Below are 16,283 nucleotides of genomic sequence, written 5' to 3' on the forward strand. Positions count from 1 at the left end.
AGCAGAGCGAGAAAAGGAGTGTATCCGGAATGAATTTATTTGCCCAGAAAGAGCAGCTGTCACCTGGTCATCTGAAAATTGCCGATTTTGTAGAACGCAACCCTGAAGAGATATTGTTCATGACAGAGCAGGAGGTTGCCGATAGGCTAGGCGTCAGCATAGCAACGGTTTCCCGCTTTTGGCGCGCCGTTGGGTATGACAATGCCAAAGCGTTCAAAATACGGCTGCGCACTTCCGAAGACACCACACCTGCACTCAAGTTAAATAAAACGATATCCCGCATGGACACGAGCAGCTTGCCTGTGCAATTGCTGGAAGCCTCGGTGTCCCATCTGCAGGAGACCTTATCACATATGAAACAGGGAGATCTGGAGCATGCAGCTTCCATCCTCGCTGAAGCAAGAAGAGTATATCTTTATGCTCCGGGACCTTCAGCTGGTTTGGCGGAGCTGCTGTCATTCCGGTTATCCAGATTCGGATTAACAGTCATCCATCTTGCCGGGAGCGGACATGAACTGCTTGAATCTCTGATGCACATGCAGCAGGAGGATATGGTTTTACTGATGAGTTTCACCCGTCTGCTGCCTGAGGCGGAGGTCATACTGGATTATGCGAAGGAAGTAAGCAGCAAGGCTGTGCTCGTGACAGACCGGGAGGATCTGTTATATGGACTGGCCACAGAGTTGTCCTTCTATGTAAGCCGGGGGGAGCTGGGTGAATTCCACTCGATGGTTACTCCGCTTCTGCTTATGGAGCAGCTGGTGCTGGCTGTGGGATTGCTGCAGAAGGAGCTGGCTTTATCCAAGCTCGAGCGGCTCGCTGAACTGCGCAGCAGGTACGCGGACAAGCTGCCTCGCGGCTGATTCTGGATACAGAGGAGAATCTAACCCTGACCCTGAAAGCGGAGATGGCAATCAGTTCGTGTATGGGCGATCACCGTGAGGCATGCTGATCGAGCTGATCTCTTACCCTGCAGGCATCCAGTATCCCAACGACAGTGAGGCGAAGCGCTGGACCCCTCCAGTAAGCAGGACATAGCTTTAACATAGACGTGAATAATGAATTCGGATCTTAAAATTATAATAGTGAAAGGACCGTCCTGATGGAACGGTTCTTTTTCGTGTAGGTCAAAAGATTGTTAGGCGAACTTTTTTTTGAAAAAACCAGATGGAAGTGATCCAAATGTCCCGAATTGGGGTATCAATAGTAGAAGCTTTCAGAACTTTATTTAGACATGTACATAACGGTTGGGGAGCCTGGTGTCTATTTTTTGGATATTTGATTTTGTAATAATCTATTATGCATTGAAGTGTGGGGGGAAATCAGGTGCTTACATTAGAGTTGGAGAAGAAAGACGCTGTCACTGATGAGTTGGTTATTAAGGCCATGGAAAAAAATCTGGCGATCATTCGTTTCGATCTGGACAAGCGAGTGACCTACGTTAATGAAGTTTTTGCGAGTACGATGGGGTACCAGGTAGACGAAATGTACGGGATGCATCATCGGCAATTGTGCTTTGCTGAATTTGCGAACAGCACGGATTATGAGCTGTTCTGGCAGAGCATTTTTAACGGGGTAAGCTTCCAGGACAAGATCGAACGCAAGGATGCAAAAGGCAATTCGGTCTGGCTCGAAGCCACGTATATGCCTGTCTATGATGAATTCAACCAGAGGGTGCTCGGAGTCTCCAAAATTGCTACAAACATTACAAGCCGTCAGCGAAATATTTCGGCTGTGGTCCATGAATTGAAAACGATGTCACATGAACTGAATGAGCATGCTGATATCGGTATAGAACGCAGTCAGGAGCTGATGTCCAGCATTACGCAAATTTCAGAAGTATCTGCCCATAACCGGGCTACACTGACCCATCTGCAGGAGCAGGCAGGTTCCATCCAGGGTGTCGTCAATACCATTCGGGAGATAGCGTCACAGACACAGCTTTTGGCGCTGAATGCTGCCATTGAAGCGGCACATGCGGGCGAATATGGACGTGGGTTCGATGTGGTAGCCAAGGAAGTCAAAAAGCTGTCGAGCATGGTGGAGAACTCCATAAATGAAATCCGGGACAGTGTGAATGGTATAACGAAAGAGATGAAGAACATTACCGGGGGAACACAGAAAGTTGACGAATATGTTGAACAGAGCCAGCAGCAAATTGAGAGAGCATTGAATGATTTTACAACCATTGCTGCGTCAGCACAGCTGCTTGATGCCAAAGCTCAGCAAGTAACGAAGATTGTTTAATAGATAATTCACTCTCTATAAACGACCACTAACGATCTAACGAAGAGCAGGTTCCCTGAACAGGGACCTGCTTTTTATTACGCCAAAAAAACGGGAATTATTGTGAACAATCGGGGAAAGAATACTCAGGAATACCTGCAAGTATACAGCATAGAGAAATGTTGGGGTGAGGATGATGTGGTCCAAAATTTTATCGTACGTGCCTGAATGGTCCATGTGGATGCAAGCTTTTTTAGTGTTCAGTATCCCACTTGCGATATTAAAAGCAAGCCGATGGATTCGATCCTCGATCAAAAGAGGAACATTCAGCAAACCCGATTCTCAGCAGAAGCAAGGGGCCGCTTCTTCCTCATCCAATGGTGCCGACCAAGCACAGGGAAGCGAAACCGGAGAATATGCAAATATTAAACTTACCGGAAACTATGCTACAGATCTGATTAGTTCAAGAGAAACCTTTGGTCAGAATGCCGATGTACACATCCGGGAGTTCAACATCTATGGTACGGATACACCTGCTGCTGTCATGTATGTCGATGGTCTGGTAGATCAGGAGATGCTTGATAATCATTTGATTAAGCCGCTAATGCTTAGAGGGGTACCTGGACAGAAACAGGATGCATTCATGCATCCGGATAATGCTCACCTGCTTAAGGGATATCTGAAAAATCATTTGCTGCCTGTCAGTCAGGTAGAGGAAACCGAATCATTGCAGGAACTTGCTCTGGCTGTGCTCTCCGGGAAAAATGCTCTGATTATGGAAGGGATGCCAGGAGCCCTCCTGATTGGGTCAGCGAAAGGGAAACAACGCAGCGTTGAAGAGCCGTTGTCTGAAGCCCTGCTCCGTGGTCCGCGAATTGGTTTTACGGAAAGTCTCAGTGATAATACGGGGGTACTACGGCGATATGGAAGTAACCAGAGCCTGTTCATAAAGAAATATGAAGTAGGTAAACGCATTAAAAAGGATCTGGTAATTGCCTACATACAGGATATCGCTAACCCCGAGATTGTAGCTGAAGTACAAAAGCGAATCGAAAAGTTGGATATGGACGCCATGTTGGAATCAGGGTATGTAGAGCAGCTTATTGAGGATGATCAACTGAGTCCTTTTCAACAGGTGCAAAATACCGAGAGACCGGACCGCGTTATTAGCGCATTACTTGAAGGCCGCGTTGCCATATTGCTTGATGGTACACCCTTTGCCTTGATTGTACCGACAACCTTCAGCATGCTGCTGCAATCACCTGAAGATTATTATGAGCGATGGATTCCGGGTACCTTTCTCCGCATGCTTCGTTTTTTGGCGGCCATGATTGCACTTCTTGCGCCTGCCCTGTATATCTCGTTTATCTCCTTTCATCCCGGTCTCATTCCGACCAAACTGGCTTTGACGATTATTGAGACGCGAAAAGGAGTACCGTTTCCCTCCATTATTGAAGCCCTCATTATGGAGACGGCCATTGAGATTTTGCGTGAAGCCGGCATACGTTTGCCGAAACCGATTGGACCTGCGATGGGGATCGTCGGTGGTCTCATTATTGGGGATGCGGCTGTACAGGCAGGGATTGTCAGTCCGTTTCTGGTTATTGTCGTTGCAGTTACGGCAATTTCGTCATTCTCCATTCCGACGTACAGCGCAGGGATTACGCTGCGGATTCTGCGTTTCATCGGCATGTTTAGTGCGGCTGTACTTGGCTTGTACGGGGTCGTTTTGTTTATCCTGCTACTATGCAGTCATCTTGCACGGTTACAGAGCTTTGGCGTACCATATGTCAGCCCGAGTGTTCCTTACAGATTGTCGGACTGGAAGGACTTTCTGATCAGGGCACCAATGAACATGATGAAGAAACGACCTTTAATGATGAAACCCAAAGATCAGGATCGCAAGTAATAAGGACAAGGCTATGAAACTGATGAAGAGGTGAAACCGATGAAGTCTTCCTACACGCCCATAACAACAACTCAGGCTGCGATCTTGATCATCAACTACATGCTGGGAGCAGGCATCCTGACCTTGCCGCGGACAACCGTGGAAGCAGTGGATACACCTGATGTCTGGATTTCCATTATGATCTCGGGTTTGGTTATCATGCTCATTGGTTTTATGATGGTCCTATTATGCCGGAGATTTCCGGGAAAAACGGTGTTCCAGTTTGTCCCGGAAATTACCGGCAAGTGGATTGCCTTGTTGTTCAGTATGGCGATCATCCTGTTCTTTCTCATTATCTCTGCATTTGAAGTAAGGGTTTTGGCGGAGGTGACCAATTTATATCTGCTCGAGCGTACGCCGACATGGGCGATTGTGATGGGGTTTATGTGGATTGGGATCTACCTCATATCGGGCGGTCTGAATGCGATCGTCCGGTTGTTTGAGATTATTCTGCCCATCACAATTGTTATCTTTGTCATAGCTATCCTGCTTAGCAGCAAAGTATTTGAAATTAACAATCTGAGACCTGTGCTTGGCGATGGGTTTATGCCGGTTATAAAAGGATTGAAGCCTTCGCTTCTCGCGTTTACAGGCTATGAAATCATGTTTGTCATCATGGCGTATATGAAGAGTCCCGAAAAGGGAAATAAGGCGATTATTTGGGGAACAGCTATTCCTACGTTGATATATCTGGTTACGGTCGTTATGGTTGTGGGCAGCTTGTCCATTAATGGGATGAAGACCAGAACGTGGCCTACACTCGATTTAATGCGAAGTTTTGAGATCCAGGGATTGATATTTGAACGGTTCGAATCGTTACTGCTGGTAATCTGGATTATGCAGATCTTCTCTACTTTCACCATTACACTGTACGCCGCTTCCATAGGATGCGCTCAATTGTTCAAACGAAAGGAAATACTGGGAGTCATGTTTATATTAGTTTCTTTTATTTATCTTGTTGCCTTTCTTCCAAACGATGTAAACGAGACTTTCGCATTAGGAGATTTTGTGGGGAAAGCATCCATTTATCTATTTGGAATCCTTCCAACCCTTTTATTGCTGATAAGTCTTGTTCGCAAGAAGGGAGGCGGGAAGCAATGAGTATACCTTGGAAGAAATTAATGCTGTTTTCTTTATCGTTATGTATGCTGTTTACGCAAACCGGATGCTGGAGCAGCAAAGAGATCGAGGATCTGGGCGTCTATGTGGCGCTGGGGATTGATATCGCCGAGCAAACCGAATTTGAAAAGGATGTAAACGCCCATGGGGGTCATTATCCCAAAGAGGATAATATAACCGCCACTGTGCAAATTGTACCTAAGGATTCCTCTAAGCCAAATAGCCAACAAGGTTCTCCGGCATCCGGGAAATCCTATTTCAATGAACAATTGACGGGGGATTCTCTATTAGAAATTTTTCGTCAGTTTGCACTCCGAAGAGATCGCCCCCTTATCGGGCATCACTTGAAAGTTATCGTCGTTTCGCAGGAAGTTTCGCGGAAATACAGGTTGGAACAATTACTTGATTTTGTATTACGTGATAACGATATCCGGCCAAGCTGCCTGGTCGTCGTGAGTGATGGAAAAGCCATTGATGCATTACACTCCAATGATCCCAGTGAAATCCCGGCATTTTACCTGACAGGTCTTGTAGACAATTCGTACTTGTCCAACAAAATCATGCCTGCCGTGTCACTGGCCAAGCTGGACGCAACCATGCAGTCGGGCCGAAGCTTTCTCCTTCAGAACGTGATCTCATATAAAGGAGAACATAAATTTTCAGGGGCTGGGATATATGACTCGAAGAGTAAACGCCTTATTGGAACGTTAAGCCAAGTAGATCTCGAAGGATTGTCGTGGATTCAGGAAAGGCCTAAGGGAGGCGTATTAAAAACATATGAGGAACGAACCGGGAGTACGATTGTATATGAAATTAAGCATACCAAAGGCAAAATTATTCCTACAGTCCATGGGGACGAGATCTCTTTTCATGTCAAGGTGGAATCGGAAGGTTGGTTTATGGAAGATTGGGCTGTTCCCGAAGTAGAGGGAGACGAAGAATACATTCACAAATTGGAGAATGATTTTAAAAAAATCGCTGAACAGCAGGTAAAACAGGCGCTAGATAAAATTCAGCATAAGTACAAGGTGGATGTTGGCGGGTTTGGCGAGAAATTGCGCATTAAATATCCAAAAGTATGGAAGAAGGTTAAATCGGATTGGGATAAAACATTCAGTGAAATCCCGATTACCTATGATATCAAAATCAAAATCAAGAACCAAGGATCATCGACAGAGTAATATCAGGACAAAAAGACAGCCTCTTTGGATCCTTAAAGGACCCCAAAAGGCTGTTTTTTTTGCATATTGTCAATGTTATTCAATAACCAGCATACGTGGCGATGTTTCATGAATCACACGGGAAGAGAACCAGGAGCCAAGGGCTGCTGCAATCATGCCTATGCAAGCGAATTGACCAATTCCACCCCAATGGAGAATAAGGGGAAGCTGAACAATACCGTAACCCGCAAGGACCATTTCAAGTAGAATAGGCAGCAAATACACTCCTACCAGGATTCCAAGTATAGCACCAATGGCAGAAAGGGCTGCCACTCCCATTGCAACGGACACTCGAATACGCCGGGATGTCATACCAATCGATTGGTAAATTCCGTAGGTTCTGCTTTCTTTGCGGATACTGATCCGGCAGGTACTGAAGATGATAATAAATGTAACCAGAAGGAATAGCAGCCCGATTAGGCTCATGGGGTAGGTCAGGACGGCTGCCGCTTCTGCGTAGACCGAATCAAGCAGTGTCTTCTGAGTTACGACCGAAGCGGAATCTTTAAATTGGTCATTTAATTCCTCGGCGACCTGATTGGCTTGCATGGGATCATTCAGATTAATGAATACAGCATCAAAGTCACCAAAATTCGGATGTATGGCGCTCATGGCCGCCGTCGTAATCCGCCCCGAGATAGACATGTTGGCGATGGCTTGATAGATGCCTGTGATGAGGAATGTGCGCTTTTCTCCCTCAATATAAAGTTCCAAGAAGTCACCCGGCTCTTTGTTTAATGTTCTCGCTACACTTACCCCGATGGCAATTTCATTTTCCTGTTGTGGATTTCTCCCCTGCAGTGTTTCAAATCCAAGTTCCTGATAGCTTCCATCCAGTACACTTAGAGCTAAGCTGGTAGATTGCCCCTGCATATCAGCAGAAGAATCTGGATGAAGTACACCCGTGATGTTTCCTTGCCAGCCCACATTTTTAATTCTTGAATCTTCTTGTAACCTTTGCTTTAGTTCGTCTTTGGGAAAGGTGCTCTTGTTCACAACTACAGCGGCAATGTTGGCATTGTCATAGCCCCATTTGGGAGATGTCTGAACAATTCCGGTGATACTGGTTAACAGAACATATCCCAAAACCAGTACGGATGAGGCAATGGTCGTCAGCAGAAGCATGAGAATGGAACTTTTAGTGTTTTTCAACAAATGGCGGAATCCGAGAACTGCAGCTACAGGCAGCCGTGTAAACCCGATTAAGCTTGTCAGCGGGGAATTCATTCTGCGTGCCAACCGGGTATGGTCCGTCTCCGACATGCCATAACGGATGGCCTGCACTGGCTGGATCTGTCGTGCTTTTCTGGCATACAGCACAACGAACAGTAGGATCAATACGAACAGAAATACGCCCACCAGCATGGCCGAGCCTATTCCTTCGACCGACATGTCACTATTACCCACGCGAAGAGAAGACACAGAAATGTTAATGATGAATTTGGATGCCCATATACTGAATGCGAGCCCTGGAATAATGGCTGTGAAGGAAAGCAATGAATATTGAATCACATAGGTGCCGATCGTTTTGGCTGAGGTTAATCCCAATGATTTGAGTATGCCAATCGTTTTGTAGTTGGCCAGAATGGCATCCGAAATCGTGAATCCTATCGTAATAAGAGCAATGGCGAGCATGACAACCCCTAGGAAAATCATGATGAATCCAACGATCTGGTTAATGATCAGATAAAAAGAGGAAATGCCCTCAAACTCCATCTTGGTTTCCAGAAATGGTCCGCCTGCCTCAAGTGTGTAACGTTCCCAATACCTTGAATTCGAACTGTAATCGTCGAAATGGATTCCCATCATGTGATGATCGGTTCCCGCAAGTGACTGGACATCATGGTGGTAATCCAAGGGATTCATCCAGACCCGTGCTGTATTGGTAAATGGTGCTCCATAAGGCACATCGACGACAATGGCGGACACTTTCATTTTCAAGGCAGCGGCCCCGGTTTTGAAACCAACTGTGTCTCCTACCGATATATCGTAGGCATTGGCCATGGATGTTGGAATCCAGACCGAACCTTGTTTCGGAGCAGCTTCAGGTGTTCCCTTGGAGAAAATAAGTTCATCCACAACCCATGGAGGAGAAGGGGTACTTATCATGTAGAGGTAAATATTAGGGATATCCATGCCATTAAAAACAATCCCTGCTAACGTGCGATACGTTAGCAATGAGGACACTTCAATGCCATCCTGGGAAGCCCACCAGTCGTGCACAGCCTGCGGATCATTCAGACCTTTTTCAAAGGTCAGAATTTGATGCGATCCATTGGTGCGGTTGTGCATATCCCTAAACTGGTTACCCGTGTTGGCCAGGATCATGACCGCCGTAGACACGAGGAGCGTGGATAGAAGAATGAGCAGAGCGATAAAACCATTTTGTATTTTGCTTCTGCTCAGGTAGGAGAGGCTAAGTTTCAACATGACAGCCATCGCTACTCCTTCCCCGATACAAACGCAAATATGATGGCTTCACGGTCATGCATCTGATGTTCATTATATTTATCAAATTCGAGAACGCCTCCAACCTTGCCGTCCCGGATCAAGATAAGGCGATCGGCACGGCAGGCAGCCTGAATATCATGCGTAACCATGACAACGGACTGCCCTTTTCGGTTAATGTCCGTCAGGATGTCGAGAACAGCCTGACCGTGCTCATAGTTCAGGCTGCCCGTGGGTTCATCGGCGAAGAGAACATCCGGTGTATTGATCAAAGCACGTGCAATGGCGGCTCTTTGCTGCTGACCTCCTGAAGTTTGGGAGGGGAGACGGCTGCTCAGTCCGTCAATATCCAGGGCTTTCATCAGTTGGGCGGCCCGGATTTGAATTTCTTTCTTTTTGGTTCCGGCAATGTATCCCGGCAATTCAATGTTCTCTTTGATGGAGAGATCCGGTACCAGATTGATGCTCTGATAGATATAACCAATACGGCGAGTGCGGAAATCGGACATTTCCCGTTCGCTGTAAGCATCAATCCGTTGATCGTAAAAATAAACCTCACCGGCAGTCACATGATCCAGACCACTCAGCAGATAGAGCAGGGTTGATTTTCCCGAGCCGGAATTGCCCATAATGACCGTGAAGTCTTCTTCATAGATATCGAGATCCACATTGCGTATGGCATGATATTGCTCTGGGCCAGTGCTGTATGTTTTGCATAGGTTATGAGCACGAATAATGGTTGTTTTGGTCAAGCAGATCACTCCCTCAGGTGCAGTATACGATTTATTCTAGCGGGGTCATGTTGAGGAAGTCTTATCAAATTATGAATAAAGTATTACAGGGCCAGATGTCAGCTTGAACGGTTTATGGAAAACTTAGCAGATCGGCAGACGGAATTGAAAGATGGTTCCCTGCCCCTCTTTGCTTGAGAAGGAAATACGTCCACCGTGTGCCTCCACAATATTTTTGCAAATGGATAAGCCGAGGCCTGCGCCATCCTGCACACGACTGTACACAGGAGACGCCTGTCCCCGGAAATATCGTTCGAATACAAAAGGCATATCCTGTAGCTGTATTCCCTGGCCGGTATCCGCGATCTTTACAATGAACTGATCCGCATCCAGCTCTGTAAGGACACGAATGACATCTCCGGGACGGGTGTTTTTCAGTGCATTGGATATGAGATTGGACAGAACTTGCTCGATCCTTGTCGTATCCATACGGACTAATACATTTGGGACGGAATCTGGTGTTTCATACGTTAGGCCTTTAATTTTGACAGCATGTCCAAACGATTCAAGCATGGCTTCGAAGACGGGACCACTATAAACTTCGCGCGGCTCCACGGATATCTGACCTAGCTCTTGAAGCGCATGGATTAACAGATCCTCAACCAGCTGGGCTGTTTTGTCCGTGTGGGTTTGCATGATTCTCATATATTCCATGAGTGTTTTCTCATCTGTACATATGCCTTCGATTATGGCTTCAATGTATGCCTTAATCGTTGTAATGGGCGTTTTGATATCATGAGAAATGTTGGTGATGAGTTCCTTTTGTGCCTGTTCCTGCTGAATACGCTGTTCACTCAAAAATTTGATTTCTGTACGCATCAGATCGAACATGGCATATAGTTCGCCTATTTCATCTGCATGTTGATATTGAATATGTTGATCGTATTGTCCTTTGAGAATGGACTCGGCATGATGCTGAAGCATGTTTACAGGAGACAGTAACCGCTTATGCAGATTGCGATGCATGGAGATCAGGAGAGTCCCCAAGATAAGAGCAATAATGAGTGAGATGCCTACAGCCAAAAGGGGAAGCATTGAAGAAGGCTGTACCGTAACCATCGCTTTAGGAATAGTAAAAATGGCATTACCGATCTGCTTTCCCTCAGCAGCAGGTATGACAGGGAAAGCAATATCCAACAGATCCTCTCCATCCTTGGCATATGCGGCATGGTTCAGATCATAATGCAAAGCGGATGCCAGTTGAATATGCTGCCCTTCAGAGGATGGGTTGGAAGATAGCATGATTGTCCCGTCCAATCCGGCAAAGGAAAGCCGCAGGCCTTGTTCTCTGGCCATGGAACGAACGCTTTCCTGAATTTCGGGTGTGTTTAGTTGATGATAATTACGCTCTATAGCAAGCATAACTGGATTGACCCTGAGTCGGACCTGATTAATAGATAAATTAGACTCGCCTGTATCGTTAACTAATCGATCCACCGCAAGTGTCAGGCTGCTTCCAAGCAGCAGCATAAGCAAAATCAGTGTAGTGGTCAGCCAGCGTTTGGACCCATTAAATAATGACATGCAGGTTGTCGTCTCCCATCTTTCTTATTCATGGTTAAATTTGTAGCCAACACCCCAGACTGTCTTCAAAACGGTTGGATGGGAGGGGGAAGCCTCAATTTTTTCTCTCAGTCTTCGAATATATACCGTAACGGTATTTTCATCTCCGTAAGCATCATATCCCCAGACTGCATCCAGTAACTGTGACTTGGAAAACACATGATTTTTGTGGCTGGCCAGGTAGTACAGCAGCTCGAATTCCTTGGCAGAAAGTGAAACTTCATTTCCGCTCAGCGTAACCTTGTACGCTTTTTTGTCGATCACCAGGTTGGACAGACGAAGGAGATGTGCCTCATCACGTTCGGATGCAAGACTGTCATACCGTCTGAAATGGGCATTGATGCGCGCAAGCAGCTCACTCAGGGAAAAGGGTTTGGTCATATAATCATCTGCCCCAAAACCCAAACCGAGCACCTTGTCCGTATCGCTTCCTCTTGCACTCAGGATGAGAATGGGAATGTTATTTCTTCGTCTTATTTCACGACATACATCGATACCGTCCATATCCGGAAGCATAATGTCCAGAATAATATAGTCCGGTTGAAGCATGTCCATCATGTATAATCCATCTTGCCCAGTGGCTGCTACTGCGGCGTCGTATTGATTTTTGTTCAGATAGTCTCTTATAATGCGTGAAATGTCCTGCTCGTCTTCAATAATGAGTATTTTCCGTGGAACATGCATATGTATCGCTCCAATTAAGGTTGATGGAAATTCCGCTAATGATGTATGAATCTGTAAGTTGCTATGGTTTTAACTATACAGGGTTATGTGAGAGGAGTCATGAGTAAATTTAGAGCATTAAAAATGGTAAAGAACCCATAAACGTTACCTGTCTACAGGTCGTCATGGGTTCGTGATTTGAGATCATTATACACGCTCTAGATCAAAAGAAGGGTGAGACTGGGACTTCAAATATTCCAAGGGAGACATCCCGAAGTGAGCCCGGAATACCCGGTGGAAATAGGAATAGCTGGCAAAGCCGCATGTCTCGGCAATATGCTCCAGTGTCATCTCACTGTACTTCATGCGTTCCAGAGCCACATTCAGACGAATTTCAATGGCGTACTGGATCATGGTTTTGCCGTAGTGCTCCTTGAATAGCCGCACTGCGCGAGACAGGCTTAATCCTGCATAACGAGCGGCCTCTTCGAGTTTGAACGTGACAGTTGCGTGTTCCTCAATGAAACGCTTCAGTTTCAGGGCTGAGGAGACACTTCGATCCGTCTGAAGATTTTCATTGATAGCCCGGTCGATGTATAGACAGAGTCCGCGCAGCAGCACATCTTTTAACTCCGCGTTCTCCTCAAGAGGTCCCCGGCGCTTTTCCAGCAAAAGATTACGCCAGAGGCTGACCAGCTTATCATCCAGACCAATGCGGTTCACGGTAGGGCGCTGGATTCGTTTCCACCACTGATCAATCCATGATCCTTCACAGAACAAATAATAATCCCCGCTGGATAATCGGCCTTCCTTGTGCGGTTCTTCGACCACGAGATGATAGTCATCACCTGGTTTCAATAAAAGCAAATCTCCGCTGGTCATCTTAAATTCCTCATCCTGCACATATACCTTGCAAGAGCCTTCGGTTTGCAAACGAAACAGGTAAGTCTGCAGCTCGCCCTTCATGTTGTGGTTAAATGCCTTGTAGTGATAAGAGTAGTCACAGATCAGTACTGAAGTCTCCATTGGTTCCAAAGATGCAATCCTCCAATATACGTATCCTGCATGCACCCTGATGGATGATATTTGAGTGATGCAAAATACTGGAATAAAAATTCGATCAGATAGTTCATGTTCTGACGATATTGTATATGTTCATTCTAGCCTGTTTTGAGGTAGGATGATACCAGATAGAGCAATGAAAGCAAATTTGAGAGCAGAGGTGTATCATTCATGAAAAAACTTAATATTGGTTTGCAATTGTTCACCCTCCGTGATGAAACTGCAGCAGATTTCCGTGGAACATTGCGCAAGGTAGCAGAGCTTGGTTATGAAGGTGTGGAATTCGCTGGTTATGGTGACATTCCTGCCGAAGAAATGAAAGCATTGCTGGATGAGCTTGGCCTCAAAGGCTTTAGCAGCCACGTTTCCTTGCACGCGATGCGTGAAGATTTGCAAAAACAAATTGACTACCTCAAAACCATTGGGGCTCAATATATGATTTGTCCTTACCTCATGCCTGAAGATCGTCCTGACAATGCGGAAGGCTGGACCAAGCTGTTCGCTGAACTGCAACAATACGGTGCAGAAGCAGCCAAGCAAGGCCTGATCTTTGGTTATCACAACCATGACTTCGAATTCCATGGCCAAGTGGGCGACAAAAACGCGTTTGATGCGATGTTCGCAGAGACTACACCTGAGGCTGTACAAGTTGAGATGGACGTATGTTGGGTACAATTTGCGGGACAAAATCCGATCGAGTATATTAATCAATATGCGGGCCGTCTGCCTCTTCTGCATCTGAAGGATTTCAGCAAAGACGAACAGGGACAGATGAAAACACTGGAACTGGGACAAGGTTCGGTTGACCTGCCGGCTGTAATTGAAGCATCGACGAGTGCAGGTGTGGAATGGCTGATCGTTGAACAGGACGTATGTCAGAATCCTCCACTTGAAAGCGTAGCCAACAGTTATAACTGGCTGAAACAGAATTACCTGAACCAGTTTTAATTGAAGCGATTTGAATTGAATCCATGCAAAATGCTGAATTTATTTGTCAAAGGAGACCTTTAAACCATGAGTAAAATTAAAGTTGCTGTCTTCGGCTGTGGAGCCATTGCTGAACGCAGACATATTCCAGAATACGCTGCTAATGAAAACGTAGAACTTGTCGCTTTTGCCGATCCGATTGTGGAGCGTGCGGAGAAAATGGCCGAAACTTACGGCGGTAAAGCTTATTCCAGCTATGAGGAACTGCTTGCAAACGAAACGGTGGATGCCGTTAGCGTGTGTACGCCTAACTATCTGCATGCCCCAATGGCCATTGCTGCTGCGAATGCAGGCAAGCACGTGCTCGTTGAAAAGCCGATGGCTGTTACAACCGAAGAAGGCGAGCAAATGATTGAAGCCGCGAAGAAAAACGGTGTGTATCTGATGGTTGGTCACAACCAGCGTCTGATGCCTCCACACGTAAAAGCAAAAGAAATTTTGGATTCCGGTAAACTGGGTAAAGTGCTGAACTTCCGTACTTCCTTTGGTCATCCAGGTCCGGAAGCATGGAGCGTAGACGGGGCTGAGAGCTGGTTCTTCCGTAAGGAAGAAGCCATTATGGGCGCCATGGGTGATCTGGGCGTGCACAAGTCCGACTTTATCCGTTATTTGCTGAACGATGAAGTGTCCGAAGTGGCCGGATTCATCAGCACACTGCACAAAGAAGGTACTCAGGTCGATGACAATGCAACTTGCCTGCTGCGCATGAAGAGTGGTGCAATCGGTACACTCGTTGCCAGCTGGACTCAATACAGAGCTGGGGATAACAGTACGGTTCTATGGTGCGAAAATGGCGTCATGAAAATCGGAACAGTCGAAGGCGACGAAGTGATCGTTGAGCTGACTAACGGTACGGTTGAAACGTACAAAGTTGGCGCCATGGCTACCAACGAGAAACAAGTACCAAGTGGTGTCATTGATGCATTTGTGGAATCCATTGTGACTCAAACACCTCCAACCATTTCCGGTGAAGAAGGTCTTCGTTCCCTGCAAGTTATTCTGGCAGCGTTCGAATCCGAGAAAACAGGTCAGATCATTAAATTGTAATGACAGGGTAAGGCTGTTCAGATAACAAGACTCTTTGAATTTGTAACTTGTGGTCAAAAAGGGGCTAACGATCCAGAATCCCATCTGGGTCGTTGCCTCTTTTTTAATTGTTCATATTGTAGTTGCATTGAAATTTCTGGTGTGAAAAGGGAAAAAAAGGACCACCTTACCCTACATGTAGAAGAGGTGGTCCCTGAAAAAGCTGTTTTATGTGATTATTCATGTGCTGACTAGTGAACACCTACTTATAGTTTTACACGACTGCCGGTTTCACATCACTGCCGAGGTCCAGCCAATCCAGCTCCTCACGAGTCAGCGTAATCCGTGAACCTTCATCACAGGATAGCAGTTCCGCCTGATTCTGGGCACCAATCAGTGCGCAGGTTGGGAACGGCTGATTTAAAACATAGGCGAGTGCAATCTGAATTGGAGAAGTTTTCTTCAATTCGGCGAGCTGCTCGGCGCGATGCAGGCGTTCCCAGTTGCCGTCACTGTAGAAGACACGAACCAGATCGGCGTTGTCCCGCACCTCAGGCGTGAACCGACCAGTGAAGAAGCCACGTGCCTGGGAGGACCAGGACAACAATGGAAGTTTGGTCCGCTCATGCCAGGCAAGTGTCTCCGCATCTGCCGACACACAGCCTGCCCAGAACGGTTCGTTCGCCTTGGCGAGACTGAGATTCGGGCTGCTGAATGTGAACCCTTTCAGACCATGGGCAGCCGCATATGTGTTTGCTTCCTCTAATCGCTGCCAGGTCCAGTTGGAGGCACCGATCGCACCGATTTTGCCAGATTCAATATGCTCATTCAGTGCTTCAAGAATTACACCAACAGGGATATTGGGATCATCCCGGTGCAGTGCGTACAATTCCACATGGTCGGTTTGAAGACGCTCCAGGCTGTCAAGAAGATCACTGCGAATGGCATCGGCATTGACACGCGGCCCGTTCATATCGTGGTGGGCACCTTTGGTCAGGATGACAACCTGATCACGATTGCCGCGCTCTTGCATATAGCGTCCGAGAACCTCTTCACTCTGCCCGCCGCAGTAGATGTGAGCCGTATCCACGGTATTGCCGCCGATCGCCAGAAAGGCATCCATGTTTGCAGCCGCTTTTTCGTAAGCATCGTGTACAAAATAATCGGTACCTTTAATCAATCGGGAGATTTGCTTGCCTGCACCATCAATCGTAATGAATTCCATGTTAT

The 16,283-nt window shown here is 46.5% G+C and carries 13 protein-coding genes; 7 read left to right on the forward strand and 6 right to left on the reverse strand.

All coding sequences use genetic code 11. From position 1 onward, the window contains the following. Positions 1–29 precede the first annotated feature (29 nt). From AAIH57_RS25530 to AAIH57_RS25550, 5 genes are all read left to right on the forward strand, one after another. A complete protein-coding gene (locus AAIH57_RS25530; protein WP_430023505.1) occupies positions 30–863 on the forward strand; it encodes a MurR/RpiR family transcriptional regulator in 834 nt (277 codons plus the stop codon). A gap of 523 nt (positions 864–1,386) precedes the next feature. Next, positions 1,387–2,247 carry a methyl-accepting chemotaxis protein gene (locus AAIH57_RS25535; RefSeq protein WP_430023568.1) on the forward strand — a complete coding sequence of 287 codons (861 nt, stop codon included), beginning with the start codon at positions 1,387–1,389 and terminating at the stop codon, positions 2,245–2,247. Positions 2,248–2,422: 175 nt separating this feature from the next. Continuing rightward, positions 2,423–4,135 carry a spore germination protein gene (locus tag AAIH57_RS25540; RefSeq protein WP_430023569.1) on the forward strand — a complete coding sequence of 571 codons (1,713 nt, stop codon included), beginning with the start codon at positions 2,423–2,425 and terminating at the stop codon, positions 4,133–4,135. 39 nt (positions 4,136–4,174) lie between these two features. Next, positions 4,175–5,275 carry a spore germination protein gene (locus tag AAIH57_RS25545; protein WP_430023506.1) on the forward strand — a complete coding sequence of 367 codons (1,101 nt, stop codon included), beginning with the start codon at positions 4,175–4,177 and terminating at the stop codon, positions 5,273–5,275. Continuing rightward, the gene (locus AAIH57_RS25550) at positions 5,272–6,474 is read left to right on the forward strand and encodes a Ger(x)C family spore germination protein (RefSeq protein WP_430023507.1); all 1,203 of its coding nucleotides are present in this window, start codon (positions 5,272–5,274) and stop codon (positions 6,472–6,474) included. The genes AAIH57_RS25545 and AAIH57_RS25550 overlap by 4 nt, the downstream gene beginning before the upstream one ends. 75 nt (positions 6,475–6,549) lie before the next feature. Here AAIH57_RS25550 and AAIH57_RS25555 read toward each other — a convergent pair whose 3' ends face one another. The 5 genes from AAIH57_RS25555 to AAIH57_RS25575 all read right to left on the reverse strand — a co-directional run bounded on the left by AAIH57_RS25555 (position 6,550) and on the right by AAIH57_RS25575 (position 13,004). Next, positions 6,550–8,952 (reverse strand): ABC transporter permease, encoded by a 2,403-nt coding sequence (locus AAIH57_RS25555; protein ID WP_430023508.1) that lies wholly within the window; start codon positions 8,950–8,952, stop codon positions 6,550–6,552. Positions 8,953–8,954: 2 nt separating this feature from the next. After that, positions 8,955–9,713 carry an ABC transporter ATP-binding protein gene (locus tag AAIH57_RS25560; protein WP_430023509.1) on the reverse strand — a complete coding sequence of 253 codons (759 nt, stop codon included), beginning with the start codon at positions 9,711–9,713 and terminating at the stop codon, positions 8,955–8,957. A gap of 123 nt (positions 9,714–9,836) precedes the next feature. Next, entirely contained in the window at positions 9,837–11,276 is a 1,440-nt protein-coding gene (locus AAIH57_RS25565; protein ID WP_430023510.1) for a sensor histidine kinase, read from the reverse strand. Between the two features lie 24 nt (positions 11,277–11,300). Beyond that, positions 11,301–11,999, reverse strand: a complete 699-nt coding sequence (locus tag AAIH57_RS25570) for a response regulator transcription factor (protein WP_430023511.1) — start codon at positions 11,997–11,999, stop codon at positions 11,301–11,303. A gap of 186 nt (positions 12,000–12,185) precedes the next feature. Next, positions 12,186–13,004, reverse strand: a complete 819-nt coding sequence (locus AAIH57_RS25575; protein ID WP_175395366.1) for a helix-turn-helix domain-containing protein — start codon at positions 13,002–13,004, stop codon at positions 12,186–12,188. A 207-nt stretch (positions 13,005–13,211) separates the two neighbouring features. Between AAIH57_RS25575 and AAIH57_RS25580 the strand changes: the two genes are divergently transcribed. Next, complete coding sequence (locus tag AAIH57_RS25580; RefSeq protein ID WP_095292272.1) at positions 13,212–13,988, forward strand: sugar phosphate isomerase/epimerase family protein; 777 nt, start codon at positions 13,212–13,214, stop codon at positions 13,986–13,988. A 66-nt stretch (positions 13,989–14,054) separates the two neighbouring features. Further along, positions 14,055–15,074, forward strand: coding sequence for a Gfo/Idh/MocA family protein (locus AAIH57_RS25585; RefSeq protein WP_175395238.1), 1,020 nt, complete (start codon positions 14,055–14,057; stop codon positions 15,072–15,074). 253 nt (positions 15,075–15,327) lie between these two features. On the opposite strand, the gene AAIH57_RS25590 is transcribed toward AAIH57_RS25585, so the two are convergent. Continuing rightward, on the reverse strand, positions 15,328–16,278 hold the full coding sequence (locus tag AAIH57_RS25590; protein WP_175395239.1) for an aldo/keto reductase: 951 nt from the start codon (positions 16,276–16,278) through the stop codon (positions 15,328–15,330). Between the last annotated feature and the right edge of the window lie 5 nt (positions 16,279–16,283).

This window comes from Paenibacillus sp. MABNR03 (assembly GCF_050455445.1).
Classification (GTDB): domain Bacteria; phylum Bacillota; class Bacilli; order Paenibacillales; family Paenibacillaceae; genus Paenibacillus; species Paenibacillus xylanilyticus.